Origin of the sequence: Chromobacterium rhizoryzae (genome assembly GCF_020544465.1) — a bacterium.
GTDB lineage: Bacteria > Pseudomonadota > Gammaproteobacteria > Burkholderiales > Chromobacteriaceae > Chromobacterium.
The window spans coordinates 2505320-2526337 of record NZ_CP066126.1; the positions used below are offsets into that span (position 1 = coordinate 2505320).

At 63.7% G+C, this 21018-nt stretch carries 19 protein-coding genes, 1 tRNA gene and 1 riboswitch; of the genes, 8 read left to right on the forward strand and 12 right to left on the reverse strand.

The window, feature by feature from the left end:
• Positions 1-46: 46 nt before the first annotated feature.
• On the reverse strand, positions 47-826 hold the full coding sequence (locus JC616_RS11330; protein ID WP_107798984.1) for a class II glutamine amidotransferase: 780 nt from the start codon (positions 824-826) through the stop codon (positions 47-49).
• Positions 827-968: 142 nt separating this feature from the next.
• On the reverse strand, positions 969-1859 hold the full coding sequence (locus tag JC616_RS11335; protein WP_227108333.1) for a DMT family transporter: 891 nt from the start codon (positions 1857-1859) through the stop codon (positions 969-971).
• Positions 1860-1996: 137 nt separating this feature from the next.
• Here JC616_RS11335 and JC616_RS11340 point away from each other — a divergent pair, with 137 nt between their 5' ends.
• The 3 genes from JC616_RS11340 (at position 1997) to JC616_RS11350 (ending at position 5501) form a co-directional block, all read left to right on the forward strand.
• Positions 1997-2797, forward strand: a complete 801-nt coding sequence (locus tag JC616_RS11340; RefSeq protein WP_227108334.1) for an AraC family transcriptional regulator — start codon at positions 1997-1999, stop codon at positions 2795-2797.
• Between the two features lie 79 nt (positions 2798-2876).
• Complete coding sequence (locus JC616_RS11345; protein ID WP_227108335.1) at positions 2877-4118, forward strand: GNAT family N-acetyltransferase; 1242 nt, start codon at positions 2877-2879, stop codon at positions 4116-4118.
• Positions 4119-4184: 66 nt separating this feature from the next.
• Positions 4185-5501, forward strand: coding sequence for an MFS transporter (locus tag JC616_RS11350; protein ID WP_227108337.1), 1317 nt, complete (start codon positions 4185-4187; stop codon positions 5499-5501).
• Positions 5502-5585: 84 nt separating this feature from the next.
• Here the strand turns inward: JC616_RS11350 and hrpA are convergent, their stop codons facing one another.
• Both hrpA and JC616_RS11360 read right to left on the reverse strand, forming a co-directional pair.
• Complete coding sequence (gene hrpA / locus JC616_RS11355; protein ID WP_227108339.1) at positions 5586-9521, reverse strand: ATP-dependent RNA helicase HrpA; 3936 nt, start codon at positions 9519-9521, stop codon at positions 5586-5588.
• Positions 9522-9618: 97 nt separating this feature from the next.
• Positions 9619-9984 carry a YfeK family protein gene (locus JC616_RS11360; protein ID WP_107798990.1) on the reverse strand — a complete coding sequence of 122 codons (366 nt, stop codon included), beginning with the start codon at positions 9982-9984 and terminating at the stop codon, positions 9619-9621.
• Between the two features lie 83 nt (positions 9985-10067).
• Positions 10068-10230, forward strand: a riboswitch (FMN riboswitch).
• 236 nt (positions 10231-10466) lie between these two features.
• Here JC616_RS11360 and JC616_RS11365 point away from each other — a divergent pair.
• Both JC616_RS11365 and JC616_RS11370 read left to right on the forward strand, forming a co-directional pair.
• Complete coding sequence (locus tag JC616_RS11365; protein ID WP_227108341.1) at positions 10467-11204, forward strand: class I SAM-dependent methyltransferase; 738 nt, start codon at positions 10467-10469, stop codon at positions 11202-11204.
• A 193-nt stretch (positions 11205-11397) separates the two neighbouring features.
• Positions 11398-12153 (forward strand): N-formylglutamate amidohydrolase, encoded by a 756-nt coding sequence (locus JC616_RS11370; protein WP_107798992.1) that lies wholly within the window; start codon positions 11398-11400, stop codon positions 12151-12153.
• Between the two features lie 9 nt (positions 12154-12162).
• Here the strand turns inward: JC616_RS11370 and JC616_RS11375 are convergent, their stop codons facing one another.
• Positions 12163-13374 carry a SpoIIE family protein phosphatase gene (locus tag JC616_RS11375; protein WP_227108343.1) on the reverse strand — a complete coding sequence of 404 codons (1212 nt, stop codon included), beginning with the start codon at positions 13372-13374 and terminating at the stop codon, positions 12163-12165.
• 263 nt (positions 13375-13637) lie between these two features.
• Here JC616_RS11375 and JC616_RS11380 point away from each other — a divergent pair, with 263 nt between their 5' ends.
• From JC616_RS11380 to JC616_RS11390, 3 genes are all read left to right on the forward strand, one after another.
• Positions 13638-14120 (forward strand): hypothetical protein, encoded by a 483-nt coding sequence (locus JC616_RS11380; protein ID WP_227108345.1) that lies wholly within the window; start codon positions 13638-13640, stop codon positions 14118-14120.
• Between the two features lie 45 nt (positions 14121-14165).
• Positions 14166-14241 (forward strand) — tRNA-Thr (locus JC616_RS11385).
• A gap of 297 nt (positions 14242-14538) precedes the next feature.
• Positions 14539-15078 carry a hypothetical protein gene (locus JC616_RS11390; RefSeq protein ID WP_227108347.1) on the forward strand — a complete coding sequence of 180 codons (540 nt, stop codon included), beginning with the start codon at positions 14539-14541 and terminating at the stop codon, positions 15076-15078.
• Positions 15079-15296: 218 nt separating this feature from the next.
• On the opposite strand, the gene JC616_RS11395 is transcribed toward JC616_RS11390, so the two are convergent.
• From JC616_RS11395 to JC616_RS11425, 7 genes are all read right to left on the reverse strand, one after another.
• Positions 15297-15881, reverse strand: coding sequence for an HvfX family Cu-binding RiPP maturation protein (locus JC616_RS11395; protein WP_227108348.1), 585 nt, complete (start codon positions 15879-15881; stop codon positions 15297-15299).
• 11 nt (positions 15882-15892) lie between these two features.
• Positions 15893-16564: an HvfC/BufC family peptide modification chaperone gene (locus JC616_RS11400; RefSeq protein ID WP_227108350.1), complete on the reverse strand. Its 672-nt coding sequence runs from the start codon at positions 16562-16564 to the stop codon at positions 15893-15895.
• Between the two features lie 19 nt (positions 16565-16583).
• Positions 16584-17423 (reverse strand): DUF692 domain-containing protein, encoded by an 840-nt coding sequence (locus JC616_RS11405; protein WP_227108352.1) that lies wholly within the window; start codon positions 17421-17423, stop codon positions 16584-16586.
• Positions 17411-17713, reverse strand: a complete 303-nt coding sequence (locus tag JC616_RS11410) for a hypothetical protein (RefSeq protein WP_227108354.1) — start codon at positions 17711-17713, stop codon at positions 17411-17413. Before JC616_RS11410 ends, JC616_RS11405 begins: the two co-directional genes overlap by 13 nt.
• A gap of 27 nt (positions 17714-17740) precedes the next feature.
• Complete coding sequence (locus tag JC616_RS11415; protein WP_227108356.1) at positions 17741-18655, reverse strand: MBL fold metallo-hydrolase; 915 nt, start codon at positions 18653-18655, stop codon at positions 17741-17743.
• Between the two features lie 399 nt (positions 18656-19054).
• The gene (nudC, locus tag JC616_RS11420) at positions 19055-19858 is read right to left on the reverse strand and encodes an NAD(+) diphosphatase (RefSeq protein WP_227108358.1); all 804 of its coding nucleotides are present in this window, start codon (positions 19856-19858) and stop codon (positions 19055-19057) included.
• Positions 19859-19884: 26 nt separating this feature from the next.
• Positions 19885-21018, reverse strand: coding sequence for a YbdK family carboxylate-amine ligase (locus JC616_RS11425; RefSeq protein ID WP_107800002.1), 1134 nt, complete (start codon positions 21016-21018; stop codon positions 19885-19887).

Sequence of the window (21018 nt, forward strand, 5' to 3'; positions counted from 1 at the left end):
GTTGCCGCCAGCATAACACCGGCGGCAAGGGCTTGTCGGCGGGCGCTCAGCCCGGCAGGTGTTGCAGCAGCGGAGAGCCGTCGCGGAACAGCAGCAGCTCGCCGGGGACGAGCGGCGTCCAGCTTTCGTTGTCCGTCAGCGGCTGGGTGGCGATCACCGCCACGCGGTCATGCGGGGTGGTGACCGAGGCGAAATCCACGCTGACGTCGTCGTCCACCAGGTGAGCGGTGTTGAACGGCGCCTGGCGGATGATGTAGTGCAGATGGGTGGAGCAGTGGGCGAACAGCGCCTCGCCGTTGCTCAGCATGAAGTTGAACACGCCGTGGCTGGAGATCTCCGCCGCCAGCCGCGCCACTTCGGCGAACAAATCGTCCAGCTGAGGTTGCTGGCACCATTTGGCGCGCAGCCGTTCCATCAGGTGGCAGAAGGCCCGCTCGGAGTCGGTGCTGCCCACCGGGTTGTAATGGCAGCCGGCCTCGGGCTGGAAGTTTTCCAGGTTGCCGTTGTGGGCGAAGATCCAGTAACGGCCCCACATCTCGCGCATGAAGGGGTGGGTGTTGGCCAGATTGACTTCGCCCTGGGTGGCCTTGCGGATGTGGGCGATCACGTTTTCCGACTTGATCGGATAGTTGCGCACCAGATTGGCCACCGGAGATTCCACCGACGGTTTGTCGTCCAGGAAGATGCGGCAGCCCTTGCTCTCGAAAAAGGCGATGCCCCAGCCGTCGGCGTGGTGGTCGGTCTGGCCGCCGCGGCGGTGAAAGCCTTCAAAGGAGAACAGGATATCGGTTGGGGTATTGCAATTCATGCCCAGTAACTGGCACATGGTTTCTGATTCCACGGTAAAGAGGTTGTCATGGCCGGCCCGCGCCGGCTGCGGTTTTGTTACAGAGCTTAGGCGATAAGCGGGGCCGCGGCAATCCCGCCGCGCCGGCCGTGGAGCCCGGGCGCGGCGGGAAAAGCGAAGCTCAGGCCGTCGAACGGACGAGGCCGCGCAGCTTGGCCCAGCCGCCCTGGCTCAGGCTGACGCCGAGCAGGATCAGGCCGCCGCCCAGCCAGTGGTAATCATGAATGGTTTCGCCCAGCAGCGCGCTGGCGATCACGGCGGTGAACAAGGGCAGCAAATTCATGAAGATGGCGGTGCGCTCGCTGCCCAGGCCCTGAATGCCGCGCATCCACAGATAGGGGGCCAGCACCGAGGAGGCGATGCCGGCGAAGGCGACCAGGCCCGCGCCTTGCGGCGGCACCGCCAGGCTGTCCGCGCTCAGCGCCACCGGCACCAGCATCAACACCGCCAGCAGCACCTGGATGTAAAGATTGGTCCAGCTGCCGAAGGGCGGCGCCCAGCGGCGCAGCAGAATGCCGTACAGCGCGTAGGAGAGCGAACCCACCAGCATCAGCGCGTCGCCGCGGTTGACGCCGCCGCTGAGCAGCTTCAGCGGCCGCCCCTGGCCCAGCAGATAGAGCACGCCCAGCAAGGACACCGCCACGCCGAACAGCGCGTGAGCGCCCACCGGCTGGCGGAAGGCGACGGCGTTCAGCGCCAGCCCCAGCAAGGGAATCAAGGCGCAGATCACGCCCATATTGGTGGCGCTGGTGCTGTGCGCGGCGTAATAAGCCAGGCATTGGTACATCACCATGCCGAGCGCGGCCAGCACGGCGAAGCGGCCCAGCCAGGGACGGATGGCGCGCCATTGGCGCAGCGCCGGCCGCAGGCTCAAGGGGGTGAGAATCAGCGCGGCCAGCAGCCAGCGGTAGAAGGAGATGGCGGCGGGGTCCAGCGCCTGGGCCGCGGCCTTGGACACCACGGTGTTGGCGGACCAGATCAGCACGGCCAGCATGGGAAACAATGAATACATGGGATGGCTCCGGATGCGGCTTTCGTCCGATCGGGCGGGCGAGAGCACAGAAAAGCATTGACAGTGCGCAGTGTAGCGCTGTCTGATTCAATGCATATAACGCAAACCAGACAAGACGATAGCGGGAAACCGACAAATTGGACTATTCCGAACTGGACCAGGGCTTGCCGGCGCCGGCGCCCATCCATCTGCGCTACGACCAGCTGACGCCGCAGACCGAGTTCTCGCCGCACAGCCATCCCTGGGGGCAGTTGAACTGCATCAGCCTGGGGGTGATCGAGTTGAGCCTGATCGAAGCCGGTCAGGCCGAACGCGCGCTGGCGGCGCCGGCGGAGTTTCTGATCTGGGTGCCGGCCGGGGTGCGCCACTCCGCCTCGGTGCGCCAGGCGATGCGCTACACCTCGGTCTACGTCGGCGCGGAGGAAGCCGCCGGGCTGCCCGCCCACCCCTGCCTGATTCCGCAAACGCCCTTGCTGCGCGCGCTGCTGGATGACTTCTGCCAGCGCGGCGTTACCGCGATCCGGGACCCGTGGGACCGGCGTCAGGCCGAGCTGCTGCTGGCGCGGCTGGCCCAGGCCGGCCACCAGGACAGCTATCTGCCGGACAGCCGGCATCGTCAGCTGGCGCCCATTCTGGCCGCCATCCGCGACAATCCGGCCGACGCGGCCACGCTGGCGCAGTGGGCGCGGCGCGTGCACGGCACCGAGCGCACGCTGGCGCGCCATTTTCAACGCGAGCTGGGCATGAGCTTTGTCCAGTGGCGCAACCGGGTGCGGCTGCTGCGGGCCCTGGCCTGGCTGCGCGAGGGGCGGGCGGTGCAGGACATCGCCGCCGATCTGGGCTACGGCACCGCTTCCGCCTTTATCGCCATGTTCAACAAGCAGTTGGGCTATTCCCCGGAGCGTTACCGGCGCTTGCTGACCGACGGCGCGCCTTGAGGGAGCTTGTTGCCCGTTTGGCATTGCGGCACACTGGAATGATTGTCAATCATAGAACCAGCCTTCTACGCCCCAAGCCATGAGCAAGAAAATCAAACAACTGGCCCGCCAATTGGGCGACGGCTGGAAGCTGCGCCGCCGCTTGCGGCAGGCCAGCGCGCTGAATTTCGCCTTCTCCGAGCGCATAGACTTTTTGAACGGACAACACTGGGATCAGCTGGCGGCCCGGCACGGGCTGCTGATGTCCCGCGATTACTGGCGCGCGCTGGAGCGGTCCGGGCTCGCCCATTTCGAAGTGCGCTACGCGCTGGCCTATCGCGACGGCGAGCCGGTGGCGGCGGTGGCGATGCAGCTGTTGGAAGTCAGCCTGGAAACCCTGCACGCCCATCCCGGGCCGCGGCCGGAAGGATCGCTGCGCGCGGCGCTGGCGCAAAACCTCAAGCCCAAGCTGCGGCAACGGCTGCTGGTCTGCGGCAATATGCTCAGCTACGGCCTGGACGGCGCGGCCTTCGCCGCCGATCTGGACCCGCAGACCCGCTGGCAGGCGGTGGCGGAGATTCTCTACCGCATCCGCCGCGCGGAGAAGCTGAACGGCCAGATTGACTTCGTGCTGGTCAAGGACATGGACGAAACGGCGCGGGAAGACAGCCGGGCGCTGGGCAAGCTCAGCTACAGCACCCTGGAGACGGAACCCAATATGGTGTTGCCGCTGGCCGAGGACTGGCGCGTTTACGACGACTACCTGGCCGGCATGACCTCCAAATACCGCAGCGCCATCCGCCAGCAGATCTTCAAGCCCGTGGAAGCCGCCGGCTGCGAGATCGGCGTGATGACGCCGGAACAGGTGGACGCGCAGGCGGAGCGGATGCAAGCGCTTTACCTGGCGGTGCAAGACAATGCCACGCTGCGGCCGGTGACGGTGAGCGCCGACTACTGGCGGCGGATGGCGGCGCTGGGGCCGGAGCGGGCGGAACTGCGCGGCTTGTGGCGGAACGGCGCGCTGCTGGGTTTCCTGCTGGTCTTGAAAGACGGCGCGGAAGTCACCGCCGCGCAGATAGGCTTCGACCGCGCCGCGGCCAAGGAGCTGCCGCTTTACCTGCGCCTGCTGCACACGGCGATCGAGTCGGCCTTGGCCGCCGGCGGACGGCGGGTGATCTTCGGCCGCACCGCGCTGGAGCCCAAGGCGCGGATGGGCTGCCAGCCTGTGCCCACCTCGCTGTGGATACGCCATCGCCAGCCTGTGCTCAATTCGCTGATCCGCAGCAGCTTCGGCATCGTCCAGCACGAGGACGCGCCGACGATCAATCCCTTCAAAAAATAATGGCCCAGCCCTTCGCGCCGCGCGGCGGGGAGGGCGTGTGCATCTTGGTCGCGGAAAGGACCTGATATGACTCAAACGGCGAGCGCCGTCGCGGCACCCGCGCGCAAACTGAACCGGAACGATTGCAAGACGCTGGGCTTGGCTTCGCTGGGCGGCGCGCTGGAATTTTACGATTTCATCATTTACGTGTTCTTCGCCCTGGTCTTGGGCAAGCTGTTCTTCCCCCACGACATTCCGGGCTGGCTGCGCCAATTGCAGGTGTTCGGCATTTTCGCCGCCGGCTACCTGGCGCGGCCGCTGGGCGGCATCGTCATGGCGCACTTTGGCGATTTGTTCGGCCGCAAGCGCATGTTCACGCTCAGCATTGTGCTGATGGCCTTGCCGACGCTGGCGATGGGCCTGCTGCCCACGTATCAGAGCATAGGGATATGGGCGCCGATCTTGCTGCTCCTGCTGCGCGTATTGCAGGGCGCGGCCATCGGCGGCGAGGTGCCGGGCGCCTGGGTGTTTGTCGCCGAGCACGCGCCGCCCAGCCGCACCGGCCTGGCTTGCGGCATCATCACCTCGGGGCTGACCATAGGCATTCTGTTCGGCTCCCTGATCGCGATGGCGATGAATCTGTTCTTCACGCCGCAGCAGCTGGAGGACGGCGCCTGGCGGATTCCCTTCTTGATCGGCGGCGTCTTCGGCCTGGTGGCGATGTATCTGCGCCGCTGGCTGCATGAGACGCCGGTGTTCAACGAAATGCAGGCGCGCAAGGCGCTGTCCGCCGAGCTGCCGCTGAAGGCGGCCTTGCGCGGCCATCGTCTGGGCATGGCCGTGTCGATGGCGGCCACCGCGATGCTGTCGGTCACCATCGTGGTGGTGATTCTGATGACGCCCACTTTTTTGCAAAAGCAGTTCGGCGTGCCGCCGGTGGAGGCCTTGTCCGCCAACAGCCTGGCCATCATCGTGCTGAGCGTGGGCTGCATCGTCGCCGGCCTGGCGGTGGACCGTTTCGGCGGCGGGCCGGTGTTCACCGCGGGCAGCCTGCTGCTGGGCGTCAGCAGCTGGTGTTTTTACCAGACCATGGGGCATGACGTGAGCTGCTTGCGCCCGCTGTACACGCTGACCGGCTTTTTCGCCGGCATTGTCGGCGCGGTGCCTTTTCTGATGGTGCGCGCCTTCCCGGCGCCCATCCGCTTCAGCGGCCTGTCGTTTTCCTACAATGTGGCTTACGCGGTGGTGGGCGGCTTCACGCCGGTCTTGCTGTCGGTGTGGATGGAGGCCAGCTCGCTGGCGCTGGCCGGCTATCTGATGATTTTCTGCCTGGTGGGGCTGGCGATGGGCTTGTTCCTGCTGGCCTGGGGGGATAGGCCGGGCTTGTCCCATCCGGTGCATTGAAACGCGCATAGAAAAACGGCGGCGTCGATAAAGACGCCGCCGTTTTCTCATGCCAGGGCGAGCCAGTTCAAGGTCTGGCGAGCATTAGCGCGGTAGTTCGCTCCACAGCTTCAACAGCCGCTTGGCGGACACCGGATACGGCGTTTTCAGCTCCTGGGCGAACAGGCTGACGCGCAGTTCCTCGATCTGCCAGCGGAAATCCAGCAGCGCCTGGGACGCGCCTTCGGCTTCATTGTCCTCGGCCACCCGGGTTTCCCATTTCTGCCATAGGTCGCGGATTTCCGCGCCGCGCTGGCCGTCGCGCTGCGGGTTGGCCGGCTGCTTGTCCATGCGCAAGCCCATCGCGCGCATATAGCGCGGCAGGTGAGGCAGCTGGCTCCACGGCGTGGCGGCCAGGAAGCCCTTGTAAACCAGCTTGGCCAATTGCTGCTGCAACTCGTAGCCCAGCTTGTGCTTCTGCATCTTGACGCTGAGCGGGCCGTATTCGGACGCCACCTGGCCCAGATACTGGGTCACCGCCTGGTTGACCGCCGGCAGCCGGGTGCGGGCGCGGGTTTTCTGCTCGTTGAAGGCTTTCTCATTGCGCGGCAGCGCGTCGTCGCCGATGAAGGCGCGGTCGCAGATGCAGGCGATGGCGTCGGCCAGCAATTCGTCGACATTGGCCACCGCGCGCAGTTGCAGACCCAGCTGGGTCATGCCGGGCAGGCCCTTGGACAGCTGCTTCATCTGTTCCTTGAGCTGCAGCTGCAGCAGCCGGATCACGCCCTGACGGTGATGGCGCTCGGCCATCAACTGGGTGTCGAACAGGCGGATCGCCACCTTGTCCTGCTCCAGCGTCAGCGCCGGGTAGCCGGTCAGCTGCTGGCGGCCGCGGGCGAACTGAATGCTTTCCGGCAGTTCGCCGAAATCCCAGCTGCTGACTTCGTCGCGCTCGAACTCCGCGCTGGTGTCGCGGAAGGTCAGCTGGGCGGCCTGGCCGAACTGCTTTTGCAGCGCCAGCAGATCGCGGCCCAGGCCGATTTCCTGCTTGCCGTCGTCAATGACGCGGAAGTTGAACAGCAGATGGGCCGGCAGCTCCTGGGCGCGGAAATCGTCGATGTCCACTTTGACGCCGCCGGTTTCGCGCAGGATGAAGCGCGCCAGCTGCGGCGCGATCGGCTGCTGTTGATCCGGATTGACGCTGAGGAAGCGGGTGACGAAGTCCGGCACCGGCACGCAGCAGCGGCGGATCTGCTTGGGCAGGCCCTTGATCAGCTGTTGCAGCTTCTCGCGCACCATGCCGGGCACCAGCCATTCGAAGGCGGCCGGCTGCAGGCGGTTGAGGATGGCCAGCGGCACGTCCAGGGTGACGCCGTCCAGCGGGTGGTTGGGTTCGAAGCGGTAGCGCAGCTTGAGGCGGCCGTCTTCCAGCTCCAGCCATTCCGGGAACTGGTTTTCGGTGACATGTTGCGCGGCGTGGCGCATCAGTTCTTCGCGCGTCAGGTGCAAGAGCTTGGCTTCGGTCTTTTCCGCCTCCTTGCGCCAGGCCTCGAAGCTGGCGGCGTCCACCACCTCGGCCGGAATCCGTTCGCTGTAGAAGGCGAACAGGGCCTCTTCGTCCACCAGCACGTCCTGACGCCGCGCCTTGTGCTCCAGCTGCTCCACTTCGCGGATCAATTGCTGATTGCGCTGGAAGAAGGGCGCGTTGCTGACATAGTCCATATTCACCAGCGCGCCGCGGATGAACAGCTCGCGCGCTTCTTCCGGCGCGATGCGGCCGTAGCTGACCGGCCGGCGTGGCACCAGGGTCAGGCCGTACAGGGTGACGCGTTCGCTGGCCACCACTTCGCCGCGGCTCTTTTCCCAGTGCGGGTCGAAGTAATGGTATTTGACCAGGTGCGGCGCCAGCTTTTCCACCCATTCCGGCTCGATCTTGGCCACGCAGCGGGCGTAGAGGCGGGTGGTTTCCACCAGTTCCGCCGCCACCAGCCATTTGGGCTTGGCCTTTTTCAGGCCGGAGCCGGGGAAGACGTGGAAGTTGACGCCGCGGGTGCCTTGGTAATCGTCGCCTTCCTGGTTTTTCATGCCCAGATTGCCGATCAGGCCGGTCACCAGCGCCTTGTGCAGGTTTTCATAAGCGACGGCGTCCAGCTGCTGGCGCTTTTTCTGCGTCATCTGCGCGTCCGGCTGCTCGGCGTCGGCGTGCGCCTGTTCGCGCTTGATCAGTCCCAGCTCGCCGGCGATGTCCGCCAGCTGCGCGTGCAGTTCGCGCCATTCGCGCAAGCGCAGATGGGACAGGAAGTGCTCGTGGCAGGTGTTGATCAGCAGACGGTTGGATTTCTTGTGCTTGAGCGCGTCGGAGAAGAAGTCCCACAGGTGCAGGAAGGACAGGAAGTCGGACTTCTCGTCGTTGAAGCGCGCCTGCGCGCGTTCGGCCGCCTCGCGCGCCTCGAACGGGCGTTCGCGCGGGTCTTGCACGCTGAGGGCGGCGGCGATGATCAGCACTTCGCGCACGCAGCCGAAGTCGCGGCCGGCCAGCAGCAGGCGGCCCACTTTCGGGTCCACCGGAATCCGCGCCAGCTCCTTGCCCACGCCGGTGAGTTCGCCCTTGTCGTCCACCGCGCCCAGTTCGGTCAGCACCTGGTAACCGTCGGCGATCAGCCGGCTGCTGGGCGCTTCGATGAAGGGGAAGGCGTCCACTTTGCCCAGCCGCAGCGCGGCCATGCGCAGGATGACCGCGGCCAGGTTGGAACGGACGATTTCCGGGTCGGTGAAGGCCGGGCGCTGATTGAAGTCGTCCTCGCCGTACAGGCGCACGCAGATGCCGGCCTCGACGCGGCCGCAACGGCCGGCGCGCTGCCGCGCCGCCGCCTGGGAGATTTTCTCCACTTGCAGCTGTTCCACCTTGGCGCGCGGGCTGTAGCGGTTGATGCGCGCCTGTCCGGTGTCGATCACGTATTTGATGCCCGGCACCGTCAGCGAGGTTTCGGCCACATTGGTGGCCAGCACGATGCGGCGGCCGCCGGAGGGCTTGAAGATCTTTTGCTGGTCCTCGTTGGACAGGCGGGCAAACAAGGGCAGGATTTCGTAGCCGCGGATGCCGGATTTACGCAGTTTTTCCGCGGTTTCGCGGATTTCGCGCTCGCCGGGCAGGAAGACCAGCATATCGCCCGGGCCCTGGCGCGACAGCTCGTCGACGGCGTCGACGATGGCGCCTTCCATTTCCACTTCGCGCTCGTCTTCGTCGCGTTGCGCCAATGGGCGGTAACGCACTTCCACCGGGTAAGTGCGGCCGGAGACTTCGATCACCGGCGCGCCGTCGAAATGGCGGGAGAAGCGGTCGGCGTCGATGGTGGCCGAGGTGATGATCACTTTCAGGTCCAGCCGGCGCGGCAGCAGCTGTTTCAGATAACCCAGCAGGAAGTCGATGTTGAGGCTGCGTTCATGCGCCTCGTCGATGATGATGGTGTCGTAGTTTTCCAGATAACGGTCGGTCTGGGTTTCCGCCAGCATGATGCCGTCGGTCATCAGCTTGATCACCGATTTGTCCGACAGCTTGTCGGTGAAGCGCACCTTGAAGCCGACATGCTCGCCCAGCGTGGATTTCAGCTCCTGGGCGATGCGGCTGGCCACCGAGCGCGCGGCCAGCCGGCGCGGCTGGGTGTGGCCGATCAGGCCGTGCACGCCGCGGCCCAGTTCCAGGCAGATCTTGGGCAGCTGGGTGGTTTTGCCGGAGCCGGTTTCGCCGCAGATGATCACCACCTGATGGCCGTCGATGGCGGCTTTGATGTCGGCCAGTTTCTGGTTGACCGGCAGGGCGTCGTCGAAATCGGGCTTGGGCAGATGGGCGCGGCGCGCGGCCACCTTGGCGGCGGAGCGCTCGATCTGCGTCTGGATATCGGCCAGCTGCCTGTCCGCGGGCTGGTTTTTCTTCAGCCGCTCGGCGGCGTCGCTCAGTTTGCGGCGCAAGGCGTGGCGGTCGCGGATCAGGCAGGAGGGGAGGTCGGCCTTGAGTTGGGCCAGCAGCTGGGCAGCAGTCATCGGGAAAAGAACACTGGATTACAGGAAAGCGGCGATTATAACAGCTGCGTGGCGGTCCGGCAGGCCTGGATTGCCGGCCGGACGCCGGCGGAACGGCTTATTTGCGCTGGCGGTAGCGGCCCAGCTCCGCTTTCAGCCAGCCGGCGCTGGCCACCGGTTGCGCCGAGCCGCAACGCACCTGATAGGCCTTGCCGCTGATGCTGCTCTGGGTGGCCGCGCGCTCGATGAAGCTTTCCGCGTTGCTGACCCAGTCTTTTTTCAGCAGATACTGGTATTTGTCGTTCAGATGATCGCGGGCCTCTTTAGAGCCGTACCAACTGCCGTTGCGATTGAATTCGCAGCCGGACTGGGCCAGATAGTCTAATAGATGGTTGATCTCGTTCTTGGCGGCCGGGGTGGGCGCGGCGACGGCCGCGCCGGCGCTCAAACAAAAAAACAGCCAGATCGGCAGCTTCGGGGTCATGCTTCGCTCCATTGCAATTGGAATGCGCAGACTATGCGCGATGGGGCGGGGCTTGTCCAACTTCCGCGCCGCCTTTATGCTGTGCCGGTCTTCAGGGCGGGGTGAAATTCCCCACCGGCGGTATGTCGCGGCGAATGCCGGCGACGAGCCCGCGAGCGCCGCGCAGCCGTTTCCACGATGCGCGGGTCAGCAGATTCGGTGAGAAGCCGAAGCCGACGGTGAGAGTCCGGATGAGAGAAGACGCGCGCCAGGCCGTGAGAGCCCGGCGCGCTTTTGCGCGTCGGCATGGCCGCGCGCCGCCCTGGGGCGCTTTCCTTAGAACCTGCTCAATGTCTGCTGCGCTTCAGCGATACGGCGTTGAAAACACCTTCGAAATGCTCATGTACCGTATGTACATTCCGCTTTCTCTGCTGTTTTCGCCTTGTCTCGCTCTTGCTCGCGAGACTTTGAACAGGCTCTTAGATTTTTTACGGAGCCTCCACATGCAGCAAAACATCTACGACCATCCAGTCTTTTTCTCCCAATACCAAGCCTTGCGCGACAGCGACACCGGGCTGAACGGCGTGCTGGAGCAGCCCGCCTTGCGCGGCGCGCTGCCGCCGCTGGCCGGCATCGACATCCTGGACCTGGGATGCGGTTTCGGCGATTTCGCCCGCTGGGCGCGCGGCGAGGGCGCGGCCAGCGTCACCGCGGTGGATTTGTCCGAACGCATGCTGGAACAGGCGCGGGCGCGCACCCAGGATCCCGCCATCCAATATCGGTGCGCGGGCATCGAGGATTTTCAGCCTCCGGCCGCCGCCTATGATCTGGCCGTGTCCTCGCTGGCCCTGCACTATGTGGAGGATTACGCGGCGGCGGCGGCGCGCGTGTTCGCCGCGCTGCGGCCCGGCGGCGTGTTCGCGCTGACGGTGGAGCACCCGATTTGCACGGCCAGCCCTCAGGGTTGGGCGCTGGACGCGGCGGGCGAGCCATCGCACTGGACGCTGGACGCCTACTTTCAGCAAGATGCGCGCGCAAGCCGCTGGTTCGTCGACGGCGTGATCAAACATCACCGCACGGTGGAAAGCTATGTGAAAGGCTTGCTGGACGCCGGCTTCCAACTGCTTCATCTGGGCGAGCCCGCGCCGGACCCGCAGACCCTGGCGCATCGGGACGGTTTGCGGCCGCACGCGCGCCGTCCGGCCCTGCTGCTGCTCTCCGCGCAAAAGCCGGCGCGTTAGCGCGGCCTTGCCGGACTGGCCCGAACCTGTTCAAAGTCTCGCGCAAGTCGCGGCAAGGCGAAAACGGCTGAAAAACGGCATGGCTGTTTTCAACGCTGTATCGCCGACGCGTAGCAGATCGCAAACAGGTTCTTAGAACCAAGCCGCGCATGCCCGGTCCAGCAATGATCGGGCAAGAATCAGGAGGAAGGCGATGAGAAGCGGATGGGTAGCGGGGATTCTGATTCTGGCCTTATCGACGGCGCCCGCCGTCGGCAAGACCCCGCCGGAACGGGCCGTCATCGAACCGGCCCACATCGTCGAGGCCATCAAGCTGCAGCAGGAGGCGGACGCCGCCAAGGACAGGCCGCCGCAAAACGGCGAGCCGTGGTTTACCGTATTGGAGGGCAAGCGTCCCATCATCGTCACCGCGCCGCACGCCACCAGCCCGTTCCGCGACGGGCAATACCGTTTCTCCGACGGCGGCGGCACCGCGGCCTTGGCGGCGATGCTGCACCAACTGGCCGGCGCCACCGCGATCTACACCACCCGCGCCTCGCCGTCCGACCCCAATTACGAAGACGACAACGCCTTCAAACGCAAGCTGGCGGCTTTGATCGCCGATCAGCGTCCCTTGCTGGTGCTGGACCTGCACGGCAGCCATCCTTACCGGCCTTACGACGTGGATTTCGGCACCTTGAACGGGGCTTCGCTCCTGGGCAAGCCCTGGCTGCAACAGCGGCTGGAGCAGCGTTTGCGAGGGCAGGGCGTGCTCAATGTCTCCGACAACTACTTCGCCGCGTCCAAGCATCAGACCATCGCCAAATTCGCTTCGCGGCTGGGCGTGCCCGCCATTCAGCTGGAAATCAGCAGCACCTGGCTCACGCCCTCGGACGGCAATCTGGCCGCGCATCGTTTCTCCCAGCTTTTGCAGGCGCTGGTGCGCTATGTGAGAGAGGTGGAGGACTAGGCGCGGCGCTCAGGCGTCGTGCCAGCGGGAGCGGTTTGGCACGGCGCAGCCGATATCGGCCTCAGGCTGGTTTGGGACCGATGGCGAATGCACCACCAGCAAGGACGCGTCGTCCAAGATGGCTTCGTTCTGGCGGTGGCGCTGCAGCGCCTGCAATACGGTATTGCCGATCCGTCCGGGCCAGCCGGCTTCCACCGCCTTGATCACGCCGTCCAGGCCAAACATCTGGCCATTGTCCGCCTGGGCCTCGGTAATGCCGTCCGAGCAGACGACCAGCGCATGCTCCGACTTCAACATGCTGGTTTCCAGCGAACGGTCGAACTGTCTAGCCGCCAAAATGCCCAGGGGCGGGTGCTCGGAACGGAATTGCTTGACCTTGCGCCCTTGTGGATCAAACATCAGCGCGCAGGGAATGCCGCCGTTCCAGACCTGCACAGACTGCGCGGCCGCGTCGATTCCGATGAGGATGCCGGCGACGAAGCGCCCGGAGGGCAGCAGGCGGTGCAGTTTGTCGTTGATGGCCGCCGCGATGTCGCCCAAGGCCGCTTGCGCCTGAGCCAGCTCGTAAAAGCACTCCACCGCCGGGATGGCGCTGATGGCCGCGGTCAGGCCGTGTCCGGTGCAATCGGCCAACATCAGGTATTCCCGATCTGCCGCGCGGGCATAGCAGACCAGATCGCCGTTGAACTGGGAAGCCGGCCGCAAATGGCGCCAGACATGGGCCGGCAGTTCCAGTTGTTGCCGATTCAGCCGCTCGATCAGCTCCAAGGCGTAGCTTTGTTCGCGCTCATTGTTCTGGAAGTAGCGCTCCAGGCGCACCGCGTCCTGGTTGATCTGCCGCTGCATTTGGGCGATGCGCAAAAATACCTGGATCTTGGCAGTCAGCAGGTCCGGGCTGACCGGTTTGGTCAGATAGTCGTCGCCGCCAGCCTTGAGGCCTTCGATCAGATCTTGCTGCTGGCTCAGGCCGGTCAGGAAGATGATGGGCACCCAGTGTTCTCCGAACAGGGTCCGCAGCTCCATCGTGGCCTGCAGTCCGTTCATCACCGGCATGATGATGTCCATCAGGATCAAGTCGTAGCCGACTGTCTTACACATGGCGACGGCCTCCCGGCCATTGCCGGCGAGATCGCATTGATAGCCCAGGTCTTCAACGAAGGTGCGGACCATCAGGCTATTGGTGGCGCTGTCGTCCACCAGCAAAATTTTGGGCTGGGGCATGCTGTTTCCATTACGTGCCAGGAAAGGGAAGCGAGCGGCGCAAACGAGCGCAAAGGCAATTACATTGGCATTGCACTGTGGGTATAGCATATGTGAGGCGGCGATGGCGCACTGCGGCAATAAAAATCAGTCCGCGCGGCGGATTGGACTTTGCACGCCGTCGTCAATTTCCGCCAGGGCGCGGGAAACCCCGTGCTAGTATGCGGGTTTTGGCGGCGCAAAGCGCGGCCCGTTTCATCCCAGAGAGCATTAGACCCCCGATCATGAAATTCGCGACGCACACCATTGCGCTGGCCTTGAGCCTGGCGTTGATCAGCCCGGCCAGCCTGGCCGAACCCGAAGACATGCCTTTGCCCGGCGACGTGCAGATGGCGCCGGCGAGCAAGCCCGCGCGCAAGGCCGCGCCGGCCAAAGCCGTTCAGGCGGCGGAACCGGCGCGCGCCAAAGAGCAAGCCAAGCCTGCTCGCCAGGCCAAAGGCAAGGCCAAGGCGAAATCCGCGAAGCAGGGCAAGCGTCAGGCCAAGGCCATTAGCGCCAAGCAGACGCGTCACGGCAAGGCGGCGGCCAAGCCGGCAACAAAAAAATCGACCGTCAAAAAATCGACAGCCAAAAAGCCGCGTCACGCAGCCAAAACCGCAAAGCGCGCGCCACAGGCCAAGGCGCCCGCTAAAAAAATCAGCAAAAACAAAAAGGTAGGCAAAAGCGTGAAGAAGGCGCATAAAAAGGCGCCGAAAAAGACGCGCTGACGGCTTGCCAAAGCCATTGAGGCAAGACATAATACGCCTCTCTTCGCCGGTGTAGCTCAGTTGGTAGAGCACCTGACTTGTAATCAGGGGGTCGCGAGTTCGATTCCTGCCGCCGGCACCAATAAAATCAAGGGCCTATAGAGTTTTCTCTATAGGCCCTTGGTGCGTTTTGGGGGAGCGCCGGCCACGTTGGCTGATATTTCCCACTGCGCCAAAATATCGCCGCCCCGCCGCTTCGCGCATTGTTACGCTTTTTCCCCATACTTCTTTAGCCAAGAATCGTCATCATCCCTACAAGCCGTCATAAAGCATTGTTTCTGTAGAAAAAATACTTTAGTCGGCTACTTATTGATGTAACGGCGACATTAATCGACACGCCAATCGTTAATTTGACGCACCCCTTATGGGAGACTGACAAATGACTGGAGATGGCAATTTCCTCACTCCGGAAGGAATGAGAGTCGATATCGAAACAAGCGCGGCCGAAACGCTGAGAATTCTGAATCAGAACTTTCCATGGGCGCCGAACTTGCAGTTCGACCTTATGGCTTTTAGAGAGTGCTGGAATTTTGCAACGGCAAGAATTGGCTGGCTGTGGTTACAGACCCAAAGGGAACTGCAGTTTCATTTAAATTGGAAAGCTGGGCGAGCAGGTTTCTTGCAAGCCACCCTGTGTGCGCTGAACAGCCTCGCGATCTACGAGGCCCGCACCTCTTCCAGTTGGACGGTATACGGGGCCGCCTTCACCAGCGCTTTGGCCAATTTTTTCGCTTACTACGATAAGGGCCCAAGCAAAAGAAGCAAGAAAAAATTCTTTGGGATGCTCTTGGTTTCTGCCGGATACGCCTTTCTTTCGTATGCCGGCAGCAATGCCTATCAATTCTTGCTTGCCTATGACTCGATCGCATTTTCAATTTGCGTCATTTTAGTCGGCCACCATCTTGCCATCAGGGGATAGGCCCCTTTTTCTAGGGCATAAAAAGACCCCAGCCAAATCAGGCTGGGGCTCATGGTCATAACAGGAGGCCGACATGAGGATGCCAGCTACTGCCTGTTATAGGCGGCCGGCATGCTTGTTCGAACTGACCAAAAGACGGGCGGCCATCATTGGCCGGCAGGCGAGCTCTTATTCCGAGAACGCTCTCGGCTTGAAGCGCAGCGGATTTTGAAACGCTTTTAAGCGGCAAAGCGCTTGCGCAGCCAGTAATCCGCGCTGACGTAGCGGCCGCCGCCGTAAAAGAACAGCACCAACAGCATGACGAAGTAGGTGGCGGCGAACTCCATCCCGTTGTTCAGGATGACCGGGTCGCCCAGTTCAGTGATGTAGTTGTAACGGCCGGGGAAGTTCTCCGCCAGCCAGGACAGGAAGCCAGCCAAGCGCTGGCTGGACTCCATGTCCTTGGCGGCAATGGCCAGCCAGCCGCGCGGCAGGTGCACCATGGCGCTGGCCGCGCTCATCAGCACCATCATGGGGATGGCCATCACCCGGGTGAACAAGCCGAGCGCGATGCAGACCAGGCCCAGCACCTCGGTGGCCGCGGCCAGAAAGGCGAACAGCACGGGGAAGGGCAGGCCCAGGCCGCCTTCGCTGGCCGGAGCGCCGAACCAGCTCACCGCCGCGCTGAAGCCGACCACCTTGGAATGGGCGCCGACGTAGATCACCGGCAGCAGATAGAGGCGGACGCCCAGCAGGGCGATGAAGTCGTATTGCTTGCAGGCCGCAAGCGCCCGGTCGAAACCATTCATTATCTTGGCAATCATTTTCGTATTCCTCATATTGGGCGGCCGGCGTCGGACGCCGGCGCGCGCATGTCGCGCATCTGTATCAAACCGGTGGCGAGCGCTTCCTTGAGCCAGGTCCGGAGCGCGTCGGGCGGAACTTCGGCCGACAGCGCCGGATAGGCGCAAGGCGTCCGCAAGGCCTCCAGCAGCCAGCGATCTAAGGCGCTCAGCGGTTTCCGGATCACCTGATGCCGGGCGTCGCGGAAGATGGCGTAAGGTCCGGCAAGCCCTGCGAAGTCCAGCTGCAGTTCAACGCAGGCCAGCGTGGGATTGAGCGAGAAAACGGAGCTTTCCGTCGCCAGCCCGGCGGAGGGCGGCGTCACGACGGCCTCGTCTATTTCCACGCTGAACAGCAGCCACTCGTATTCCAGGCATTGCCGCAGATCCGCGGGCAGGCCGGCTTGGGAGAAACAGAGAAACTCGGTAGCGATGTGGTGGAACTCGGGGCTGGACGAGGTGTGACCCGCCAAAAAGTCGTCGATGCGGCCGCGCAGCTGCTCAGCCGACAGCCTGGCGCAGAACAAGGGGAAAACATGGCTCAGCACTTCCTCGATATTGCCGCGCAGAAACTGGCGGTAAAGCTCGACGGAACGCTCGCCCAAGGCCTCCGGGCCGCCCCGCAGCCGCCGGCTGAAGGTTTCGATGTCCGATATCGCGTTCATGATGTCTCCTTTGCCGCGCTCAGGCGGCCTGGGCCGCCGGCAGGTGGATGCGGCGCCGCAGCGCGTTCGCTTCTTCGCATAGTTCCAGCCACGGCGGCAACTGGTTGTCGCGCTCCAGCAGCAGCGGACGGGAGCCGTGCAAAGCCACGGCGTGCCGGGCCAGTTCCAGCACCTCTTCGCATACGGCCGCGCCGTGGGTGTCGATCAGGATGCCGTCGTCGCGGCGCCAGTGGCCGGCGATGTGGAAGTAGCGGATGGCCTGGGACGGCAGATCGGCGATGAAACGTCGCGGGTCGTAACCGTGGTTGCAGGCGTTGACGTAGACGTTGTTGATGTCTAGCAGCAATTGGCAGCCGCTTTGTTCGACAACGGCGCGGATGAAGTCCGCTTCCTCCATCTGGCCAGCGTGGGCGTGGTAGTAGCTGATGTTTTCCAGGATCAACGGTCGATCCAGTAGGTCTTGAACCTGGCGTATCTTGGCGGCGACGCGCGCCGCGGCCGCTTCGCCGCGGGGGATCGGCAGCAGTTCGTATAAATAACCTTGCCGATCACGGGAGTAACTAAGGTGGTCGCCATGCAGGCGGATGCGATAGCGGTCGAGAAAGCGCTTGGCGCGCTGGAGATAGTCCGCGTCCAGCGGCAGCTCGTCGCCTATCGACAGGCTGAGCCCATGCGAGATCAACGGGTATTTCTCCGCCAGACGGTCCAGCTGTTCGCGTTTGCGGCCGCCGATGTCCATCCAGTTTTCCAGCGTGATTTCCAGGAAGTCGATTTCAGGCTGCGGGGGGTGATCGGCCAGCCATTGGGCATGTTCGGCGCGCAGCCCCACGCCGACGGCCTGGTGATTTATTGTCCGCATACGCCCTCCACCATTTTTCCCTTTCCGGTTTGGTCGGAGTGGACGCCTTGGCCGGTCTTGCCGCACTTGCCGTCGCGGGCGCGCACCAATTGATCTTGCGGATCGTGCTGGAGAGGGGCTTTCTCATACATCTTCACCGTGCCGCACTTGCCGCTGGCGCATTTGCCGCCATGGCCGCTTTGGCTTTTCACCGCTTGCGCCGGCTGGCTGGCTTCCGCCGCCAATGCGGCTTCGGCGCTCAGGCCGAGCAAGGATGTCATGGCGATGGAAAGAATGATCTGTTTTTTCATGTCGGTTCTCCTTTGGGATGGCGGCGCTCAATGCGCAGGGAAGCATGAAAGGTCGCGGCTGGCGTGGATCGGGCCTGGGTAATAACGGCGGACGATGGAGATCGATTGCTCCTTGAGCCGCAGGCCCTTGCCCATGAAATGGTTGAGCACCAACTGCTTGGGCTTCGCCGCGGCGGCGATACGGCCGACGACGGACGGCTTGGCGTGCAGGAAGGCGGAAGCGGGGTCCGCCTGCTCGTCGATGGCGAGCGGCATCACCAGAATGTCCGCGTTCTTGGCGAAATCGATAAAGCGAGGGTTGCCGCCGTTCTGATCGGCGGAGACGACGATGCTGCCGTCCTTGGTGTCGATCCGATAAGCGAGGCAGGGCACGTCGCCGTGCGGAATGCCGAGCGCGCTGATGCGGACGCCGTCTTTTTCATACACCGTGGTCGGCGTGGTCTTGCGGTAGTCCACATTGGACAGCGAGACCTTGAGCGGGATGTCGCCCTGGCCGGAGTAGAGGCCGGACAGATAGGCGTAAGCGCCGCTTTTGGCGTTGAACTGGGCGTTCATGAAGCCGCTCAGGCTGGGAAAGCCGGCGCCGCCCGTTGGGCCGGACATCTGAATGGCGCGGGGCGAGCTGAAAAAGTAGCTGCCCTTAAGCAGCGCGGGCAAGTCCGATACATGGTCGGTGTGAAAGTGGGTGAGGCCGATGAAGCCGACGTCTTCCAGCCGCGCGCCGGATTGGCCGAAGCGCAGAAAGGCGCCGCCGCCGGCGTCTATCAGCGCCACCGGCTTGCCCTTCCACCAGATCAGCGAGGCGGACGAAGCGCGGCCGTCGTCGGAGATCGGCCCGCCCGAGCCCAGCAATTGCAAGGCGTAGTCTTTGTTTTCGCATTGAGTTGGGCTGGCCAGGGAAGCGTTGGCGGCGCAGGCCAGCAAGAGGGATAAGGCAAGCATGCGGATTTTCATTTTGCGCTCCTTGTGCGGCGCGGTGATTGGGCCTGAGGAGGGAGGCCGGCCTGCGTCATCGCCGCCGTATTTCATTGAATTCGACGAGATGTCCCCTTGCAGGCGGGAGTCGCGTCGCTTTGGCTATGACTAAAGCTTATCACCGCGCTTATATCAGCATTACTTTTTGTATTTATAGATATGAGTAGAAAAACTTATATACAAGAATGGAGAGCCATTGAGCATTCGCCGATGGGCGGCGGCGGGAGAGCGCGGAGGAAGTAGACGGGGACAGCGTCAAAATGATGTGGAGGATCAAGCAGGCGCGCCGGCCTGCTTGTGATGGAAAGATGGATAGGGGTGTAGCGCGGGGGCGAGACGGAGGCCGTCCGCCATACGGCTAAGCAGCTAGGCCCGCCCCTCGTCCCGCGCGCGCAGCCACGCCACGGTGTGATTCAGCAATTGATAGGCGATGGAGATGGGCGTCGGCGTTTGCGGCAGGGCGTCGATGTCGAACCAGCCGGCGTCTTCGATCTCGCCCTCCTGAGGCTGGATGTCGCCGCTGTCGTACTCCGCGGTAAAACCCAGCATCAGCGAGTGGGGAAAGGGCCAGGATTGAGAGCAGACGTAGCGCAGATTCTTGATGCGCACGCCCACCTCTTCAAACGCCTCGCGGTGCACGCATTCCTCCAGGGTTTCGCCGGGCTCGACAAAGCCGGCCAGCGCGCTGTAGACGCCGGGGACGAAATGAGGGCTGCGCGCCAGCAACAATTGCCGGCCGCGATGGATTACCACCATCATCGCCGGCGACAGCTTGGGATAGTAGAGCTGGCCGCAGCTGGAACAGCGTTTGCCGCTATCGTCCGGCCGCTGAAGCAGGGGCCCGGCGCAACGGCCGCAATAACGATGAGTGCGCTGGAACTGGCGGATTTGCGCGGCGCGGGCGATGGCCGGCGTCAGCCCGGAGGGCAGGCTGAGCAAGGCCGGGCGCAGGGCCAGCCACTCGCAGCCGGCCGGAGGAGCGCCCACCAGTTCCGCCAGAAACAGATTGTGTTCCTCATGCACGCCGATGAACAGGATCTGGGCCAGCGGCCAGGCGCGCGCGCGGTCATCCGGCAGGGCCTGGTCCAGCAACAGGATCTTGGGCCCTTCGAAAATGCAGTAGCGGGCAGGCAGCGCGGGATCGGGCAGGGCGGGCAGGTCGAATGGCATGGCGGCTTGGTTAAGGTTTGAGCCCCTCAGTTTACGCCCACTCCTGGTGCCGCGTACATCCAGTGTTCGCTTTGCCGGCGCACCACCTCGGACAAAGAACCGCTGTCGTCGAACACCTGCCGCAGCCAGGCGCTGTCGGACTGCCGCTTCAACACCCGCTGGCGCAAGGCGGTCAACTGCGCCTGATTGCCCAGCGCCTCGGCCTGCGGCTCCAGCTGATTCAAGGTATTGAGCAAATCCTCTTGCAGCCCGATCTGGCTATTGTTGCCGGCATCCACCAGCATGCCGTCAAAGCCGAAGCGGCAGGCCTGGAAACGGTTGTAGCTATACGTCAGATAATGTTCCTGACACACCTCGTCCTGGCGTTCGCTCAGACAGCGGTGCGCCAGCATCTGCGCGTAAGCCGCCAGCAGCACCGGCGTCTCCACCGACAGCGGCGTGTCGCAGATGCGGATTTCCACCGTGCCGTACTCCGGCTTGGGCCGGATGTCCCAGTAAAAGTCCTTCATGCTGGCGACAATGCCGAGGTTGGCCATGCGCCGGAAATAGTCGTTGAACTGCGCCCAGTTGTTGACGCAAGGCATGCAGCCGGACAGCGGGAAGGCGTTGACGCTGGTCAGCCGCGAGGTCTGGAACAGCGTGTCCACCCCCTGGTAAAACGGAGAAGACGCGGACAGCGCGATGAAGTGCGGAATGTAGCGCGCCAGATAATGGGTCAGGCGCACCGCGCTGTCGCCGTCCGGGCAGCCGATGTGAATGTGCTGGCCGTAAACGGTGAACTGCTTGGCCAGATAGCCGTACAGCTCGGACACCAGGTGATAGCGCTCCTTGGGGTAGATGCGTTGCTCGTCCCAATGCTGGAACGGATGCGAGCCGCCGCCGGCCAGGCCCAGATTCAGTTTGCGCGCGCTGCTGACCAGCAGCTCGCGGATGGCCAGAATCTCCTCCAGCATCTTGTTGACGTCGCTGTGCACGGCGGTGCCGATCTCAATCATGCCCTGGGTGATTTCCGGCTTGATGTCGAAACCGTGCTGCAGGCGATTCACCTGCAACAGCAAATCGTCCGAGCCGCGGGTCAGATCGTAATCGCGCCGATTGAGAATCATCAGCTCCAGTTCCACCCCCAGGGTCAGCGGCTGACTGCGGTTGAATTCCAACAT

Bases quoted from the DNA above. Each gene is read 5' to 3' on its own strand.
- JC616_RS11425 (WP_107800002.1), bottom strand. From the start codon at position 21,018: ATGTTGGAATTCAACCGCAGTCAGCCGCTGACCCTGGGGGTGGAACTG.
- JC616_RS11405 (WP_227108352.1), bottom strand. From the start codon at position 17,423: ATGCGGACAATAAATCACCAGGCCGTCGGCGTGGGGCTGCGCGCCGAA.
- JC616_RS11400 (WP_227108350.1), bottom strand. From the start codon at position 16,564: ATGAACGCGATATCGGACATCGAAACCTTCAGCCGGCGGCTGCGGGGC.
- JC616_RS11410 (WP_227108354.1), bottom strand. From the start codon at position 17,713: ATGAAAAAACAGATCATTCTTTCCATCGCCATGACATCCTTGCTCGGC.
- JC616_RS11395 (WP_227108348.1), bottom strand. From the start codon at position 15,881: ATGATTGCCAAGATAATGAATGGTTTCGACCGGGCGCTTGCGGCCTGC.
- nudC (WP_227108358.1), bottom strand. From the start codon at position 19,858: ATGCCATTCGACCTGCCCGCCCTGCCCGATCCCGCGCTGCCTGCCCGC.
- JC616_RS11330 (WP_107798984.1), bottom strand. From the start codon at position 826: ATGTGCCAGTTACTGGGCATGAATTGCAATACCCCAACCGATATCCTG.
- JC616_RS11375 (WP_227108343.1), bottom strand. From the start codon at position 13,374: ATGCCCCAGCCCAAAATTTTGCTGGTGGACGACAGCGCCACCAATAGC.
- JC616_RS11360 (WP_107798990.1), bottom strand. From the start codon at position 9,984: ATGACCCCGAAGCTGCCGATCTGGCTGTTTTTTTGTTTGAGCGCCGGC.
- JC616_RS11380 (WP_227108345.1), top strand. From the start codon at position 13,638: ATGAAATTCGCGACGCACACCATTGCGCTGGCCTTGAGCCTGGCGTTG.
- JC616_RS11390 (WP_227108347.1), top strand. From the start codon at position 14,539: ATGACTGGAGATGGCAATTTCCTCACTCCGGAAGGAATGAGAGTCGAT.
- JC616_RS11370 (WP_107798992.1), top strand. From the start codon at position 11,398: ATGAGAAGCGGATGGGTAGCGGGGATTCTGATTCTGGCCTTATCGACG.
- JC616_RS11350 (WP_227108337.1), top strand. From the start codon at position 4,185: ATGACTCAAACGGCGAGCGCCGTCGCGGCACCCGCGCGCAAACTGAAC.
- hrpA (WP_227108339.1), bottom strand. From the start codon at position 9,521: ATGACTGCTGCCCAGCTGCTGGCCCAACTCAAGGCCGACCTCCCCTCC.
- JC616_RS11335 (WP_227108333.1), bottom strand. From the start codon at position 1,859: ATGTATTCATTGTTTCCCATGCTGGCCGTGCTGATCTGGTCCGCCAAC.
- JC616_RS11345 (WP_227108335.1), top strand. From the start codon at position 2,877: ATGAGCAAGAAAATCAAACAACTGGCCCGCCAATTGGGCGACGGCTGG.
- JC616_RS11415 (WP_227108356.1), bottom strand. From the start codon at position 18,655: ATGCTTGCCTTATCCCTCTTGCTGGCCTGCGCCGCCAACGCTTCCCTG.
- JC616_RS11365 (WP_227108341.1), top strand. From the start codon at position 10,467: ATGCAGCAAAACATCTACGACCATCCAGTCTTTTTCTCCCAATACCAA.